Annotated in this window: 13 protein-coding genes; 5 read left to right on the top strand and 8 right to left on the bottom strand. The window is 66.1% G+C overall.

Features of this window, described 5'->3' with window-relative positions; translation table 11 throughout:
* Nucleotides 1-13: 13 nt before the first annotated feature.
* From AC3WMU_RS06335 to AC3WMU_RS06305, 7 genes are all read right to left on the bottom strand, one after another.
* Entirely contained in the window at nucleotides 14-1135 is a 1122-nt protein-coding gene (locus AC3WMU_RS06335; protein WP_492281998.1) for a PepSY-associated TM helix domain-containing protein, read from the bottom strand.
* Nucleotides 1136-1169: 34 nt separating this feature from the next.
* Nucleotides 1170-3386 (bottom strand): TonB-dependent receptor family protein, encoded by a 2217-nt coding sequence (locus tag AC3WMU_RS06330; RefSeq protein ID WP_492281997.1) that lies wholly within the window; start codon nucleotides 3384-3386, stop codon nucleotides 1170-1172.
* Nucleotides 3387-3582: 196 nt separating this feature from the next.
* The gene (locus AC3WMU_RS06325; RefSeq protein ID WP_492281996.1) at nucleotides 3583-5025 is read right to left on the bottom strand and encodes an ArnT family glycosyltransferase; all 1443 of its coding nucleotides are present in this window, start codon (nucleotides 5023-5025) and stop codon (nucleotides 3583-3585) included.
* Nucleotides 5009-6031, bottom strand: a complete 1023-nt coding sequence (locus AC3WMU_RS06320; RefSeq protein WP_006222049.1) for a glycosyltransferase family 2 protein — start codon at nucleotides 6029-6031, stop codon at nucleotides 5009-5011. The genes AC3WMU_RS06325 and AC3WMU_RS06320 overlap by 17 nt, the downstream gene beginning before the upstream one ends.
* Nucleotides 6018-9176: a CusA/CzcA family heavy metal efflux RND transporter gene (locus AC3WMU_RS06315; protein WP_006222050.1), complete on the bottom strand. Its 3159-nt coding sequence runs from the start codon at nucleotides 9174-9176 to the stop codon at nucleotides 6018-6020. The genes AC3WMU_RS06320 and AC3WMU_RS06315 overlap by 14 nt, the downstream gene beginning before the upstream one ends.
* A 13-nt stretch (nucleotides 9177-9189) precedes the next feature.
* Complete coding sequence (locus AC3WMU_RS06310; protein ID WP_006222051.1) at nucleotides 9190-10419, bottom strand: efflux RND transporter periplasmic adaptor subunit; 1230 nt, start codon at nucleotides 10417-10419, stop codon at nucleotides 9190-9192.
* Nucleotides 10420-10433: 14 nt separating this feature from the next.
* On the bottom strand, nucleotides 10434-11648 hold the full coding sequence (locus AC3WMU_RS06305) for a TolC family protein (RefSeq protein ID WP_006222052.1): 1215 nt from the start codon (nucleotides 11646-11648) through the stop codon (nucleotides 10434-10436).
* Nucleotides 11649-11914: 266 nt separating this feature from the next.
* Here AC3WMU_RS06305 and AC3WMU_RS06300 point away from each other — a divergent pair, with 266 nt between their 5' ends.
* The 5 genes from AC3WMU_RS06300 (at nucleotide 11915) to AC3WMU_RS06280 (ending at nucleotide 15318) form a co-directional block, all read left to right on the top strand.
* Nucleotides 11915-12253, top strand: a complete 339-nt coding sequence (locus AC3WMU_RS06300) for a DUF4148 domain-containing protein (RefSeq protein WP_006222053.1) — start codon at nucleotides 11915-11917, stop codon at nucleotides 12251-12253.
* A 167-nt stretch (nucleotides 12254-12420) separates the two neighbouring features.
* Nucleotides 12421-13110 carry a heavy metal response regulator transcription factor gene (locus tag AC3WMU_RS06295; RefSeq protein WP_006222054.1) on the top strand — a complete coding sequence of 230 codons (690 nt, stop codon included), beginning with the start codon at nucleotides 12421-12423 and terminating at the stop codon, nucleotides 13108-13110.
* The gene (locus AC3WMU_RS06290; RefSeq protein ID WP_280026233.1) at nucleotides 13110-14483 is read left to right on the top strand and encodes a heavy metal sensor histidine kinase; all 1374 of its coding nucleotides are present in this window, start codon (nucleotides 13110-13112) and stop codon (nucleotides 14481-14483) included. The genes AC3WMU_RS06295 and AC3WMU_RS06290 overlap by 1 nt, the downstream gene beginning before the upstream one ends.
* A gap of 74 nt (nucleotides 14484-14557) precedes the next feature.
* Nucleotides 14558-14950 carry a DUF4148 domain-containing protein gene (locus AC3WMU_RS06285; RefSeq protein ID WP_280026232.1) on the top strand — a complete coding sequence of 131 codons (393 nt, stop codon included), beginning with the start codon at nucleotides 14558-14560 and terminating at the stop codon, nucleotides 14948-14950.
* A 5-nt stretch (nucleotides 14951-14955) separates the two neighbouring features.
* On the top strand, nucleotides 14956-15318 hold the full coding sequence (locus AC3WMU_RS06280; protein ID WP_280026231.1) for a hypothetical protein: 363 nt from the start codon (nucleotides 14956-14958) through the stop codon (nucleotides 15316-15318).
* Nucleotides 15319-15342: 24 nt separating this feature from the next.
* Here the strand turns inward: AC3WMU_RS06280 and AC3WMU_RS06275 are convergent, their stop codons facing one another.
* The gene (locus AC3WMU_RS06275; RefSeq protein ID WP_006222058.1) at nucleotides 15343-16230 is read right to left on the bottom strand and encodes a LysR family transcriptional regulator; all 888 of its coding nucleotides are present in this window, start codon (nucleotides 16228-16230) and stop codon (nucleotides 15343-15345) included.
* Nucleotides 16231-16326 lie beyond the last annotated feature (96 nt).

Here is a 16326-nt window from a genome sequence, read left to right as displayed (position 1 = left end):
GCCGGGCGCCACGTCAGCGGCTGCGCGCCTTGGCCGTTGCCAGTTTGACGGCGCGGCGGCGCCACCAGAGCCATACGCCGCTGATGCCCAGGCCGCCCAGCGTCAGGCCGCCCACGGCGACCGCAGTTTCCAGCGCCACGCCGCCCAGTTCGCCCGTGTGCAGCGGGTAGACCACGGCCGTCGCCCGTGCGCCCGGATCCAGCGTGTTCCAGCGCTGCACTGCCAGCACGTCGGCCGTGCGCGGGTCGATCCAGACGGAAGTCATGCCGTTGGGATGGGGGTCATCGCCCAGCATCATGCGGAAACGGGTCGGCGCGCCGGCGTGCGGGGGCACCACGATATAGCCGATAGGCGCCGGTTCCTGGAATTGCGACACGGCTTTTTCGGCCAGTTGATCCAGCGTCAGCGGCTGCCCGGCAACGGCGCTGGCGGCCACGGCGGGCAATTTCGGCGCTTTGACCGGGGCCGCGCCGCTTAGCCACGTTACGGCCGCGCCCAGCGGACGCCACGCCATGTAGGCGCCGGTGGCGACCGATACCGCGATCAGCAGGCCCAGCGTGGCCCCGCCCACCCGGTGCAGGTCGAACAGCGATCGCAACAGCCCGCGGTCCAGTGCGATGTTCCAGCCCTTGGCCCAGTGCCGCGGCCACCACAGGATCAGCCCCGTGATGAGCAGGAACAGGTAGGCCAGCGCCACCCAGGCCAGAATGGCCTTGCCGGTGCTGTCCAGGTACAGCGCGCTGTGCAGCTTGAACAGCACATTGGCCGCGCCTTCGGTTTCACCGCGCCGGCCTTGCTCGGCACCGGTGGCCGGGTCCAGGTAGAGCGTGCCGCGCCAGCCGCCGCGCACCCGCACTTCCAGCGTTTCGCCCGGGGCGCGGGCAGGCCGGAACACCAGGTTCGCGCCGTCGCCGAATTCCTGCCTGGCCGACCGCAGCACGGATTCGAGCGTGACGCCCGCCTGGCCGGGAGCCAAGTCCGAACGGGCCTGGAACAGCTGCGGATTCGCCCAGCGGTCCAGCGCCGGCGTGACGACGAGCGCCGCGCCGGACAAGCCTGAAAAGATCAGGATCCAGCCGGCGCTAAGCGCCAGCCAGCGATGCACCCGCAGCCATACGCCGCGCAGGCCTTTCACAAGAACGATCCGGTCAATGCAATGCTCACGGTGCTTAGAAGGCCATCGAGGCCTGCATGTAGATCGTGCGCGGCTGCCCCACGAACTTGCCGCCGTTGTTGTCGGTGGAGCGCGTGTAGTAGCGGCGGTCGAACAGGTTTTTCACGCCAACGGCGAGTTTCAGGTTATTCATGTCGCGGCCGAAATCATAGCCTGCCCGCAACGCCACCGTGGCGAAGCCCGGGATGTCGCCCAGGCGTCCGCTGGCGTCTTCCTCGGTGACGTAGCCCGCGCCGGCATCTGGCGAACCCGGCGACCGCTGCTTGGACTGCGCGAAGACGTCGGCATTGAAGGTCCAGCGCTGCACCGCGTACCGGGCGCCAACGGACGCCACCTGGCGCGAGTACAGCGGCAGGTCGCGGCCTTCGAAGGCGCCGGCTTTGGCAATGGCTTGCGTGTACGTATAGGTGGCGTAGACGGACAGGCCGCGCAAGGCGTCGCTGAGGTCGCCCATGTCGTAGCGCAAGGCGGATTCCACGCCGCGATGGCGGGTGGCGCCCAGGTCGGTCCACATGCCCTCGCCCACGATCGAGCGCGTCAGCTGCAATTCCTTGTCGAAGTCGATGTTGAACAGCGTGAGTTCGCCGCTCCAGGCCTGGCCCGCGAAGTGCGTGCCGATTTCATAGGTCTTGGCGGTTTCGGGGTGCAAGCCTTCGGTGGTGGACGCCAGTTGGCTGTACTGCTGCGGGCCGAATGACTTGCCGGCGTTGGCGAACAGCGACCACTTATCGTCCACGCGGTAGAGCACCGACAGGGTCGGCAGGGTCACGCGCGAATCGATCGACGGCGACAAGGCGCTGGTGACGGCGCCGGTCGCGGTGTTGAAGTTGGTGACGTTGTTGTAGGTGCTGATGCTTTCGAAGCGCACGCCGGGCGTGATCGTCCACTTGCCGATGTCGATGCGGTCGTCGATGTAGAAGGCGTGGGCGGTGGTGCCGCCGTCGCTCGTCTGGTAGGTGGGCATGTTCAAGTCGAACGCATCGCCGCCGGCGGCCGGGTTGTAGTAGGCGGTACGCCCGGCCACTTCCGAGCTGCTTTCCTTCAGGTAGCGGTAGCCGACGGTGACTTCCTGCACGAACGAGCCCGAATCGAACAGGCGCGAATAACGCGGTTCGAAGCCGAAATAGTGATAGCTGCGCGGCGCGGTGGTCAGGCGGAACTGGTTCGCCGTGGCGCCGGTGCCGCCTTGCTCGATGTAGCTGCCGCGGTAGGAATCCACGTAGTACGTCAGCACTTCGAAGTTGTTGACGCCGTCATTGTGCGTGTACTTCAGCGAACCGTCGGTGCGACGGCCCGTGAACTGGTCGTATTGGCGGGTCGACTGGAACGGGTCTTCCGAGTATTGCGCGGTGGTCAGGCCGCCGGGCATCCGGCCCTTGCCTTCGAAGTGGTGCAGCGACACGGCCACGTCGTCGGTCGCCGAAAAGCGGTAGGCGCCCTTCAAGATCACGTCGTCGATGTCGGTGGAATCGTTGCTGGAACGGTAGCCGTCGCCATGCGTGCCCGAATACAGCAGCGCGCCGCCCAGGCCCTTGTCAGTGGTGCCGCCCACGAACAGGCTGGGCGTGGTCTTGACGTTGCCGCCATGGCTGTAGATTTCGCTGCCGACGTTCAGGCTGGTCGTGAAGTCCTGCGGGATGGCGCGCGTCACGAAGTTGATGATGCCGCCCACGTTCTGCGGGCCATACCGGACCGAACCGGCGCCGCGCACCACATCGACCGATTCCAGGTTGCCCAGCGACACGGGCGCCAGCGACAACTGCGGCTGGCCATAGGGGGCGTAGGCCATCGGCACACCGTCCATCAGGATGGTGGACCGGGGCGACAGGCGCGAGGTCAGGCCGCGCACGCCCACGTTGAGCGACACGTCGCTGCCGCCCGTGCCGTTGCTGTCCTGCACCTGCACGCCGGGAATCTGGCGCAGCACGTCGCGCACGCTGCTGGACCCGCTTTCCTGGATCTGCTGCTGTTCGACCACGGTGCGGGCGCCTGGGTGGGACAACACTTTTTCTTCGGTGGGGGTGCCCAGCCAGTCGCCGGTCACGGTCACGGCAGCCAGTTCCCCGGCTTGTCCGGTCGCGGCCGCAGGCGCGGGGGGCGCCGTCTGGGCGTGCGCCATGCTGGACAGGCCGGCCAGCGCGGCGGCAATCGCCGCGGCACGGCGGTTCAGCGGGAACCCTTCCCGCGCGTTCTGATTTCTGGCCTTAGCCATCTTGCTCTTCTCCAAGCGCCGTTTGAGGCGTCACCATGATTGGCGGTCATCCTCAGTGCGACCTAGGAGCAGCAAGAGTCAATGACGCGAAAGCCGGACCATCGGGGGCCGACTCCGGGCGGGAGTATAAATAGGATCCATTTGCAAGTAAATAGGCGCCAAAATGGTTGCCAAGTTAACGCAAGTCGTTGTTATGTTAACGTTTTTCCCCGTCGGAAATGCTCAGCAGGACGTACCGTCGGCTGCTGTAAAGCGGAGCAATCAGGCCCGGAATGCGGTCGCGAATGTCCGCCAGATCGCCCTTCTCGACCGCCAGCAATACCCGGCCGCCTTGCTGCGGCAACACGTCGCGCACGCTTTCCCGCGGCACGATGCCGGCGTTGCCTTGCGAATAGAAGCCGGCCGAAAACGGCCGGCTGTCGACAAAATAAAGCCGTTCCCCCGCCTGCATCTCGGCCTGCGCGCGGGCGATCAACTGTTTTTCCGTCTTGAAGCGCTTGGGTTGGACGACGGACAAGGTGCCCAACACCACCGCCGCCGTGGGCACCAGCATCAGGCATCCCACGGCGACCCGGCGCGGCAGAACCGAGTTCAGCCGGCTAAGGCTCACGCCAATGCCCAGCGCCACCGGCGGCAGCGCGGGCAGCACATAAGTCCAGAGAATGTTGCCCGACAAGGTGAAGAACGCGGGCGTGGCAACTGCCCATGCGAACAGATAGGACGCCGTGGGCGAACGGCCGAACATCCGGATCCGCGCGACGAACTCGCCGCGCCGCTCGCGTAGCAGCAGCCACAAGCCCAGCGGGCTCCACGGCAGCGTCGCCAACACCCAATCCAGCCAGATCGCACCATATGGCCGGCTGTGCGCGGAGCCGTAACGGTCGCCCGTCCAGCCCGGGTCAATGAAACGCAACACGTGTTCGCCCACGATGAAATATTCCAGGAACCCAGGCGTCTTCCACTCCGCAAGCAGATACCACGGCAGCGTCAACGTTAGCGTCAAGGCGGTTCCGCTGGCCCACGGCAAGGCGCGCAGATACCGGCGCGCATTGCCGTGCCAGAGCAGCCACGGCAGGATCGCGCCCATCGTCAAGACAAGCGCCAACGGTCCTTTGGACAGCAATCCGATGGCCAGCCCGATGAACAGTCCATAGCGCCAGAACCATGACGAAGCTTCGGGCGCCAGGAGGAACGACGCCATGCCCAGCGTGATGCCCAGCGCCAGGAACGGGTCGGTCAGCACCGCACCCGCCGCGACCAACGGCAGCAGCATGGTGCTGAACACCAGCACCGCCCATCTGGCAGCTTCAAGCGAAAACAGGCGCCGGCCCAGTTCATGCAAGATGGCCAACATGCCCAGCATCGCCAGCCACGACGGCAGGCGCAGGCTCATCTCGCTCATTCCGAACCAGACGCCGGAGGCGGCCTGGGCCCAGAAGGCCAAAGGCGGCTTGCCCCAGAAGGGTTCGCCCGGCGCGAACCAGGGTGTGATCCAGTCTCCGGATGCCGCCATGATCCGGGCGATCTCGGCGTAGCGGGGTTCCGACGTATCTGCGAAGGGCATCACCGCCATGGCCACCAATCGGATGCCAAGAATGACGCCCAGGCCGGCAAGAACGGCTTTAGCGGTCAAACGCATGGTGACGCACGTCAAGCGGGGAACTGGACTGCAGCTCGGTGACCGGCGTCGCGCGGCTGCTGCGCACGTCGCGCACCAGGTACACCGGCCGTTGCTTGGCTTCCAGATAGGTCTTACCCACGTATTCGCCCAATAGCCCGATGGTCAGCAGCTGCACCCCGCTCATGAACGTGATCGTCGCCATCAGCGACGGATAACCCGCGACGTCATCGCCATACATCAAGGTCTTGAAGATGACGGCCACGCCAAGCAGCCCGCCCAGGATCGCCGCGATCGCTCCCGCGCCGGTCGCCCAGCGCAAGGGCGCCGTTGAAAACGACGTGATGCCTTCCATCGCCAGGCGGAACAAGGCGAAGTAATTCCATTTGGTCGTGCCGGCCGCGCGCGGGGCGCGGTCGTAGTCGATGATGCGGGTCGGCATGCCCACCCACGCGTACAGGCCTTTCATATAGCGGCAGCGTTCGGGCAGTTTCAACAGTGCCCGCACTGCCCGCCGGCTCATCAGCCGGAAATCGCCCGTGTCGGCGGGGATGGCGGCCCGGCTAAGGCGGTTCAGCAGGCGGTAGAACGCGTAAGCAGAGGCGCGTTTCAGCCAGCTCTCCCCTGCCCGGCTGCGTCGGCGCATGCAGACGACGTCCGCACCCTCCTGCCAGGCCCGCACCATTTCGGGAATCAGTTCCGGCGGGTCCTGGAGGTCGGCGTCCAGCAGGATCACCGCGTCGCCTTCGGCATGGACGATGCCGGCCGTCATGGCCGCTTCCTTGCCGAAATTGCGGCTCAGCCGGACCAGTTTCAATGACGGTTCGGTCGCCAGCATGCCCAGCAGATAGTCAGCGCTGCCATCGCGGCTGCCGTCGTCGACAAAGACGATCTGGTATGGCAGGCCCAAGCCGTCCAGCACCCGGCGCACGCGCGCCAGGCACAGGGGCAACACCTCGCGTTCGTTCAGAAAGGGAATGACGACCGATAGCGACGGCAAGCGCGCCGCGGGATCAAGTTTTCGCATGGGCGAGCTCCTCTTCCTCGGGGTCCCGCCGGTGCACCAGGCGGTAAAGCGCAGGCAACACCAGCAGCGTAAGAATGGTGGACGAAATGATGCCGCCGATCACGACGGTCGCCAGCGGCCGCTGGACCTCGGCCCCCGTCCCCGTCGCGATCGCCATGGGCACGAAGCCCAGCGAGGCGACCAGCGCGGTCATCAGCACCGGACGCAGCCGGGTCAACGCGCCGATGCGCACGGCCTGATCGATGCTCTTGCCTTCGTCGCGCAGCGAACTGATGAAGGACAGCATCACCAGCCCGTTCAGCACGGCCACGCCGCACAGCGCGATGAAGCCGACGGCCGCCGTGATGGACAGCGGAATGCCCCGCATCCATAGCGCGATCACGCCGCCCGTCAAGGCGAACGGAATGCCGGTGAAGACCACCAGCCCGTCCTTGACGTTGCCGAACATGGCAAACAGCAGCGCAAACACCAGCAGCAGCGCCGCCGGCACCACGATCTGCAGCCGCTTGGCCGCCGACTGCAGCTGTTCGAACGTGCCGCCCCACGATGTCCAGTACCCCGAAGGCACCTTCACCTGTTCGCCGATGGCGGTGGACGCGTCCGCCACGAAGGAGCCCAGATCCCGGCCGCGCACGTTGGCGCTGACCACGATGCGGCGCTTGCCGTCTTCGCGCGAGATCTGGTTGGGGCCCGGCGCCAGGTCAAACGACGCCACCTCGCTGAGCGGGATGTACGCGGTTTGTGCCTGCCCTTCGGCCTTGGGCAAGGCCACCGGCAGCTTGCGCAGTGCTTCCAGGTTCTCGCGCACGGATTCCGGCAGGCGCACCACGATGTCAAAGCGCCTATCTCCCTGGAAGAAGGTACCCGCCTCGCGTCCGCCGACCGCGATGGCGATGGTGTCCTGCACGTCGCCCAGGCTGAGTCCGTAGCGGGCCGCGCGCGCCCGGTCGATGTTGACGGTCAGCATGGGCAGGCCCGTGGTCTGCTCGACCTTCACCTCCGAGGCCCCAGGCACCTTCTGCAGGACTGCCGCGATTTCCGCCGCCGTCTTGTTCAGCACGTCGTTGTCGTCGCCGAATACCTTCACCGCCACGTCGCTGCGTACGCCCGAAATCAGTTCGTTAAAGCGCAGCTGGATGGGTTGGGAGAACTCATAGTTGTTGCCGGGTACCTGGGCGGCTTCGGCCTGGATGCCCGCCAGCAGCTCGGCGTGCGTCTTGCGCGGCGTGGGCCATTGGTCCACGGGCTTGAGCATGATGTAGCCGTCCGAGATGCTGGGCGGCATGGCGTCGGAAGCGATTTCCGCCGTGCCGGTGCGGGCGAACACGCGCTCGATCTCGGGGAACTTGTCCTTCAGGCGCTTTTCGATCTGCTTTTGCATCTCGACCGACTGCGTCAGGCTGGTGCCCGGAATGCGCAGCGCCTGGATCGCCATGTCGCCTTCGTTCAGGTTCGGGATGAATTCGCTGCCCAGGCGCGAGGCGAGCACGCCGCACAGCACCACGAACAGCGTCGCGCCGGCCAGCACCAGCGGAGTGCGGCGCAACGCCCCTTCCAGCAGCGGCTCGTACCGGCGCTTGGCCCAGAGCATCAGCCGGTTTTCCTTTTCGGACACCTTGTTGCCCATGAACAGGGCCACCGCCGCCGGCACGAAGGTTACCGACAAGATCATCGCGCCCAGCAAGGCCAGCACCACGGTCAGCGCCATCGGGTGGAACATCCGCCCTTCCACACCGCTCAGCGCGAAGATCGGCAGGTAGACCACCATGATGATCAGTTGACCGAACAACAGGGGCCGGCGAGCCTCGCGCGCCGCCGCGAACACCTCGTGGAACCGTTCGGCGCGCGTCAGCGGCCGCCGGTGGTGTTCCTGGGCGTGGGCGAGGCGCCGCACGCAGTTCTCCACGATCACGACCGCCCCGTCCACGATGATGCCGAAGTCCAGCGCGCCCAGGCTCATCAGGTTGGCGCTGACCTTGTAGGCGACCATGCCGGTGAAGGTGAACAGCATCGACAAGGGAATGATCATGGCCGTGATCAGCGCCGCCCGGATATTGCCCAGAAAGACGAACAGGATGACGATGACCAGCGCCGCGCCCTCCAGCAGGTTCTTCTTGACGGTGGCGATGGCCTTGTCGATCAGGTTGGTGCGGTCGTAGACGGTCACCGCCTTCACGCCCTGCGGCAGCGACTTGTTGATGGTGTCCAGCCGCGCGGACACGGCTTGCGAGACGCTGCGGCTGTTCTCTCCGATCAGCATGAACACCGTGCCCAGCACGACTTCTTCGCCGTTGTCGGTGGCCGCGCCCGTGCGCAGTTCGCGCCCAATCCCGACGTCCGCGATGTCGCGGATCCGGATGGCCTGGCCCTGCACGGAAGTCAGGACGATGTCCTTGATGTCGTCGATCGAACGGACCTGGCCCGGCGCGCGGATCAGGTATTGCTCGCCATTGCGCTCGATGTAGCCTGCGCCCACGTTGGCGTTGTTGCGGTCCAGCGCCGTCATCACGTCCGCCAGCGTCAGGCCGTAGGACGCCAGCCGCTCGGTGCTGGGCGCCACCTGGTACTCCTTGGCGTAGCCGCCGATGGAATTGATTTCGGTCACGCCGGCCAGATTGCGCAATTGCGGCTTGATGACCCAGTCCTGGATTTCACGCAGGTCGGTCGGCGTATAGGGCGTGCCGTCCTCCTTGCGCGCGCCCGGGTCGGCTTCCACCGTCCAAAGATAGATCTCGCCCAGTCCGGACGAAATCGGGCCCATGGTTGGCGTCACGCCTTCCGGCAGGCTTTCCCGGGCTTCCTGCAGCCGCTGGTTGACCAGTTGCCGGGCGAAATAGATGTCGGTGCCGTCCTTGAAAATGACGGTGACTTGCGACAAGCCGTAGCGCGACGTCGAGCGGGTCTGCTGCAGCCCGGGCAGGCCCGCCATGACTGTTTCGATCGGATAGGTGATGCGCTGCTCGGTCTCAAGCGGCGAATAGCCCGGCGCTCCCACGTTGACCTGCACCTGGACGTTCGTGATGTCGGGCACGGCGTCGATGGCCAGCTTGGAATAGTTGTAGACGCCGATGGCGGCCATGCCCAGGGTGACGAACAGCACCAGCCAGCGTTGTTCGATGGCGAAACGGATAAGGCGTTCAAACATGCTTGGCTCCGGCTCAGTGCGCGTGGTCGGCGCTGGCTTTGCCCAGCTCGGATTTCAGAACGAAGGCGTTGCGGGTGACATACCGCGTGCCGGCTTCCAGGCCCGCCAGCACTTCAACCTGATCGTCCGACTGCTTGCCCAGCGTGACGGGCTGCGCCTGGAAACCGCCGGGCACTTCGACAAACACCGCCGGCCGGTCTTCGATCGTCTGCACAGCCTCGGCGGCAACGGCCACTGCCGCGTCAGAGGTCTGGACCACGACGTTGACCGACACGAACAGGCCCGGACGCCAGGCCATGTCGGGGTTGTCCAGCGTGACGCGGGCGGTCGCGGTGCGTGTCTGCTGCCCCAGCAGCGAACCGATGTATGACACCTTGCCGTCCGCGGTTTCGGTGAATGCCGCCGAGGCGACACGGGCCCGTTCGCCCACCCGTACGTCCTGCAGGTCCTTGGGCGCGATCACGAATTCCGCCCAGACCGTGCGCATGTCCGATAGCGTGAAGATGCTGGCGGTGTCGGCCAGCGCTTCGCCCAGCGCAATATGTTTTTCCACGATGACGCCGTCGAACGGCGCGCGGATCTCCAGAATGCCCAGGTCTTTGGACTGGGGCGATGCGCCCGCCGTGCGCAATTTCTGCTCGGCGTTCTGGACGGCGATGCGCGCTTCTTCCAGCGCGGTACGGGCCTGTTGATAGTCCTGCTCGGCGGACACCTTTTCTTGCCAGAGCCGGCGCTCGCGCTGATGGTTCTGCGCCGCCAGCTCGCGCCGCTTCACGGCCGCCAGCCATTCGCTACGGAGTTCGGACAAGCCCGCGCTGGAAATCGTGGCCAGCAGATCGCCCTTCCTGACCTGCTGGCCCAGGTCGGCCGACACGCTTTCGACCACGCCAGCCATTCGCGGCACGACGTGGGCGGTGCGGTCGGCGTTGAACTTGATTTCGCCCGGGAACGCCGCGGACCGGGCTAGCGTGGCTGGCGCGGCAACGGCCACCTTGATGCCCGCCACCGCGATCTGTTCGGCCGATAGCGTCACCTTCCCCTCTTCTTCCTTTCCCGTTTCGTCGTGGTCGGCCTCTCCCTCGGCGTGTCCGTGGTCCGCATCTTTGGCGGATTGCGCGGATGGGCCGGGTTTGGCCGGCGCATCCGCCCACGCGGCGCCCGCCGGGCCCAGCAGCAGGCCGGACAAGACGGCGACAGCCAGCGCGTTGCGCGCGCGGACGGATTCAATTCGATGCTTTGCCATGTGTAGGGTTCTTTTCAACGTCCAAGAATGCGGTCGATTTCCGCGGAGGCCTGGTAGGCCGAAGCCAGCGCCGTCAGGTAGGCGATGTTTCCCTGGGACAGCGTGCGCTGGGCGTCCAGCACCTCCAGGAAGCCGAACTTGCCGGCTTCGAATCCTTTGCGTGCGGCGTCATAGGCCTGGGCCGCGCCGGGCAGCACGGCGCCTCGGTACTCGCGGGCCGATCCCACCGCCAGGTCGAACTGCGATACGGCCTGCAGCAAGTCGCCCATCAGGCGCGCCGCCAGTTCGCGATAGGTGTCTTGCGCTTTGTAGGCCTTCATCGTGGCCGCATAGACGTTGCCCTGGTTCCGGTCGAACAGCGGCAGCGGAATCGATACGCCCAGCTGGGCCTTGTTGCGGCCGGCCTCGTTGTCGCGCGCCACGCCCGCGCTCAACGTGATGTCCGGATAGCGCTTGCTCTTCTCGACTTCCAGCTGCGCCCGGCCCAGGTCCACGGCCAGCCGCCCGCCTTGCATCAACGGCGCATCGCCCAGGGCCGCGCTCAGTTCGTCGAGCGAACCGCGCTGAGGCAAGGCGTCCAACTTGCCGTCGACGCTGTCGAAGTCGGGCTGGGCATTGCCCCATAGCAAGCCCAGCTTGCGTCGGGCGGCTTCCAACGCCGCGTCTGCCGTGCGGGCCTCGATGCGCGCATTGGCCAGCTCCACCTGGGCCTTGCTGCTTTCCAGGGGCGGCGCCTTGCCCGCCGCCACGCGCCGCTCGGCCAGGCGCAATGCGCTATTGGCAATATCCATGTTGCCGCGGGCGACGCGCACGGCCTCCTGCGCCACGGCCGCTTCGAAGAATGCGGCAATCACCGCGGACCGCAAGCCGGCGCGCGCGGCCGCCAGGTCGCGCTGCGCGATATCCCGCGACAGGCCAGCCGCCTTGATGCGCGCGCCGCGCTTGCCGCCGGTTTCGATCGGCATGCTCAGCATCGTGGTCGTGGTGCGCGTGGCCTTCTGGGTGTCGTCCACGCTGACCTCCAGCGACGGGTTGGGCAGCACGCCGGCCTGCGTCAGTTGCCCCTCGCTGGCCGCGGCCTCGTTGCGTGCGGCGGCAAAGCCCGGGTTGTTGTCGAACGCGGCGGACATGGCGCGTTCCAGGGTCAATGGCTGTGCCTCGGTGCGGGCAGGCAAGGCGAACGCCGCGGCCAAGGCCGCGACGGCAAGCGGTAAGACGGATAAACGCATGGGTCAACCAACGGAGACGGCCTGCGGCGATGCCAGGCGGGGATCAAGAGGATGGGTGTGCCGGCACTGTATCCAGGCGCCCTCGTCAAAATCTCGACCGCTACATGACATTTCTGTAAGGTTCGCGGCATTACGAATTCGTAATCAGGGTGTTTGCGAATTGACGAACTTGAATTCGTAAAGTGTCTCCACCGTTTCACAAACAGCGTGTAGGCGCTGGCCAGGCAACCGCCGCCAGTCCGACACACGCATCGAGGAGATTCCTGATGAAGACCCGTATCGCCGCCACCCTCGCTTTGACCGCCCTGATCAGCGTGCCCGCCCTGGCCAGCGCCAACAACGTCTGGCACCAGACGGACACCGAGATCGGCTACGCCATCGCCCCCGAACACGCGGCCAACGGCAAATCCCGTGATCAGGTCGAGGCCGAGCTGGCCGAGGCGAAAGCCGATAAGCGCCAATGGTTCCTGACCTATCGCAACCTGCCCAAGCCCGCCTGGGCCAAGCAGGCCACCTCGCGCACCCGCGCCGACGCGCTGGCCGAGGTCGAAGCCGTCACGCCCGCCGAGCGCGCCCGCCTGGCGGACATCTATACGCCGGGCTGATTCCCGCCAGGCCTGAAACGCCGTCCCTTCGGCGCGCCCGCTCGTCCCACCCGAATGCGCCGTAAAATCGGCACGGACGCCCCATGCGCGCCGATCGCCCGCCGGCCCCGGCCACCGGGCCACGGCGGCATCGCGCTGCCGCCCATGCCCCCCTCTTCCTGGCCTCTATGAAAGTCCTGGTAATCGAAGACGAGAAAAAGCTGGCCGAATATTTGCGGCGGGCACTGACCGAACACAACTACGTGGTCGATGTGGCGCACGACGGCGTCAACGGCCTGCATCTGGCCCGCGAAGGCCTATATGACCTGATTCTGCTGGATGTGATGCTGCCCGGCATGGACGGGTTTTCCGTCCTGCGCGACATCCGGGCCTTCTCCCGCACGCCTGTCCTGATGCTGACCGCGCGCGACAAGATCGAAGACCGGGTCAAGGGGCTGCGCGACGGCGCCGACGACTATCTGGTCAAACCCTTTGCTCTGTCTGAATTGCTGGCCCGCGTACTGGCGCTGGGCCGGCGCAGCGGGCATCAGCATACGGAGACCCGGAGCCAGAACCTGTTGCGGGTCGACGGGCTGGAGCTGGACCTGCTGCGCCGCCGCGCCAGCCGCGATGGCGTGCGCCTGGACCTGACCGCCAAGGAATTCACCTTGTTGGCGCTGCTGATGCGCAAACAGGGCGAAGTCCTGTCGCGCCTGGAACTGGCAGAACAGGTGTGGGACATCAATTTCAACAGCAACACCAATGTGGTCGAAGTCGCGGTGCGACGGCTGCGCGGCAAGATCGACGACCCGTTCGAGAGAAAGCTGGTGCACACCGTGCGCGGCATGGGTTATGTGCTTGAGGTCCGCGAAGACTGATGCCCGCCGTTCGCCGCCCCCGCTCGCTGCGCCGCTGGCTGTCGCGCTGGCTCGCCATCCAGACTTTCCTTTGTTTGGGCCTGGTGTGCATCGCGGTCTATTACGCCACCAACCTCAACCTGAGCTATCGCCAGGACGCCCTGCTTCAGCAGAAGGTCGAAGTCATCCGCCACCTGGTCGACGAGAACCGCGGCAACGGCGACTCGACCCGATTGCGCCACAAGCTTGACGACTTCTTTTACGGCCGCCCGGACTTCTCGCTGGAACTGGAGATTGACGGCGAGAAAGTCGCCTACGGCAGCCCGATCAGCCGCGACAACGATGTCGACCACGACCGCCGCATCACCTTTTCGCTGCCCCACCCCAGCACCCCGGGCGATTCCATGAGCGCGGAACTGGTGCTGGACATCACGCCCGACATCCGGTTGCGGCGTGCCCTGGCCTGGACCCTGTTCGGCTGCGCGCTGGTCGGCGCCATCGTGGCCGCCAAGGTCGCCACGATGCTGGTACGTCGGGGGCTGGCGCCCTTGGATGCCCTGGCCACCCAAGCCGCCCAGTTGTCACCCGACCGCATCGGCGAACGGCTGGACGAAAGCGGCCAGGCCGACGAAGTCCGCCCGCTGGTGCGCCAGTTCAATGCGGTGCTGCAACGGCTTGAGCGCGCCTACGTCCAGATGGAAGGCTTCAATGCCGACGTGGCGCACGAGATGCGCACGCCGCTGGCTACCCTGATCGGCGAAACGGAACTGGCGCTCAAGACCCGCCCGTCTCAGGACGCCCTGCGCGAGATCCTGGGGTCCAACCTGGAGGAACTGCACCGGCTGTCCAGCATCGTCAACGACATGCTGTTCCTGTCGCAAGCCGACCGGGGCGCGCAGGCTCGCGCCACCTGGGAGGGCGATTTGGCCGGCGTGGTCGAGGAAGTCGGTCAATACCACGAGGCGGAAGCCCTGGAGGCCGGGCTGCAGATTCGCGTCCTTGGCGGGGCCACCGCCGCCATCGACCGCAGGCTGTTCCAGCGGGCCGTGTCGAACCTGGTGTCCAATGCAGTCCGCTATGCCGACCAGGGCAGCGTGATCGACATCAGCGTCTCCCAACGCGGTGCGCGCGAAGTGCAGATCGCCGTGCGCAATGCCGGCGAACCCATACCGCCGGAGCATCTGCCGCGCCTGTTCCACCGCTTCTACCGCACGGACGAGGCCCGGGGGTTCGACGGCGACCATCACGGGCTGGGCCTGGCCATCGTGGCCGCCATCGCCCGCATGCACGGCGGAAGCAGCTTCGTGCGGTCCGAAGGACGGACGACCGTTATCGGCTTCAGCGTGTCGACGCCGCCGGCAAGTGACGCCGCGCACGACATTACAGAAAACTAATCTGCCGGTCCGATTCCTGTCGGGCGCCCCTCCATAGACTTGTTGCTACACCCAACTCGTTCCATGGAGAAACAATGAACCGTCCGACTCAACGCCTTTCGATGCTGCTGGTCCTTGCCGTGTCTTTCGCTGCCGCGGCCCCCGCCGTGCAGGCCGAGCCGAAGACCCGCGAACAGGTCGCCGCCGAGCTGCAACAGGCCAAAGCCGCAGGCCTCGTCACTTACGGCGAACAGGATTACCCGGCCCAGGTCTACCAACCGTCATCCAAGACCCGCGCAGAAGTTCGCGCCGACCTCCGGCTCTGGACCCAGGCCGGCCTGGCCGAGCTGCATCGCGGCGAATTGGAACCCGATGTGTTCGGGCTGGACTACCGCACGCGGTATGCCGAGTACGTGCGGATGCGCACGGGTCCCGAATACCAACAGGCGCTTGAGCTTGAGCGCGGCCTTGCCAACGACAACCGGTGAATGCCATGACGACGATCTCTCGCCCCCTGATTCTGGCGCTGGCGCTTGCCGCTTTCGGCGCAACCGCTCAAGGCCAACCCCTGGCGCCCGCGACGCACGCAGCGCCTGCTGCCGTATTGGCCACCTGCGACGCATCACCCGAACGTCTGGCGAGCTACCTCAGCATGCAGGAAAAAGGCATGAAGACCCGTGCTGAGGTCCGCGCGGACACGATGATCTGGAAACGCGCCGGCATGGAAGAACTGTTCCGCGGACGTCAGCGGCTGGACACGTTTAACCCGGTGTACCGGCAGCGCTATGCGGAATACCTGCGGATGCGCAACGGCCAGGAGTACGCAGCCGAACTCTGCCGGCAGCTGGCCAGCTAGGCAATCCCGGCCGCGCGACCCAGCCTAGGTTCCCGCGTATTCCTTCAACACCCGCACGAAACGCTGCGCGTGGCGGCTGGGCGCATCGAATCGTGACCGCACCAGGCTCAACGCCAGCGGAATCGATTCGCGCAGCGGCCGCACGACCAGCCCGGGCCAACCGTCTTGCCCGACCGAGAACTGGTCCACGATCGCCACCCCGGCGCCCGCCCGCACCAGCGCGCAAGCCAGCTCGGCTCGGACGATGTCAACCGACGCGGTCCAGGCCACGCCGGCTCGCTGAAACGCCGCCGCCACCAATTGGCCGAACGGGATGTTGCGGCTGTATAGCACCAGCCGATACGCGGCCAGTTCGGCCAGTCCAACCTCCGCTTGGGCTGCCAGCGGATGGCCCGTGGGCAGGATGCAGACCATTTGCCCGGTGGCGAACGGTTCGACGATCAGATTTGGATGGTCGATGGGCAGTACCGACACGGCCAGTTCGGCCTTGCGCCCCAAGAGCTCGTGCCCCATGTCCGCCAGCAGCGTCGTGTGGTACTTCAGCCGGACGTTCGGATAGCGCTCCAGGTATCGCGCCATGACGGGCGGCAGGAAGTTCAGCCCCAGGCTGGGGCTGGAGCACAAGGTCAGCGCCCCTTCCGGGCGCGCCGCCAGGTCCCGCGCAAATTCATCGATGCGCAGCGCCTCTTCAAATAGCGGCCCCACTTCCTCGAACAGCCGGTGCGCCTCGGGCGTGGGCGTGAGCTTGCCTTTGTCTCGGGCGAACAATTGCAGGCCCAGGCTTTGCTCGGTATGCGCAATCAGCCGGCTGACCGCCGGCTGCGACACGAACAGCAGCTTGGCCGCCCCGTTCATCGATCCGGTCAGCATCACCGCCCGAAACACCTCCATCTGCCTCAGTTTGAACCGCATTGCCCTGTTCCGATAATCAATTGTTATATCCCCAGGCCAACTTAGCATAAGAGGAAATCCCGCCGCATCGGTAGCATCCAGAGTCGTCGCCGGGCG

The sequence above is a fragment of the Achromobacter sp. FW305-C-13 genome, from assembly GCF_058783475.1.
This window is presented reverse-complemented; position numbering and strand designations above follow the sequence as displayed.